This is a genomic window from Citrobacter sp. U14242 (assembly GCF_046555775.1).
GTDB lineage: Bacteria > Pseudomonadota > Gammaproteobacteria > Enterobacterales > Enterobacteriaceae > Citrobacter.
In genome coordinates this window covers 1-239 of record NZ_JBKGLW010000045.1, presented here as the reverse complement: position 1 = coordinate 239, position 239 = coordinate 1, and the positions used below count along the sequence as shown (strand labels likewise).

The 239-nt window shown below is 47.7% G+C and carries 1 tRNA gene; it reads right to left on the bottom strand.

From position 1 onward, the window contains the following. Nucleotides 1-163: 163 nt before the first annotated feature. Nucleotides 164-239 (bottom strand) — tRNA-Glu (locus ACLJXE_RS24380).

Genomic DNA, 239 nt, shown 5'->3' with positions numbered 1-239 from the left:
TCGAACACACCGCTTTTCATTTCTTATTACGGAGAAATGAAACAGTGTGTCGTTTCAATTTTCAGCTTGATCCAGATTTTTAAAGAGCAAATATCTCAAACGTAACTCAGAGAGTCAGTTTTGAGATACTGAGGTCGGCGACTTTCACTCACGAACCAGCAAGTGGCGTCCCCTAGGGGATTCGAACCCCTGTTACCGCCGTGAAAGGGCGGTGTCCTGGGCCTCTAGACGAAGGGGAC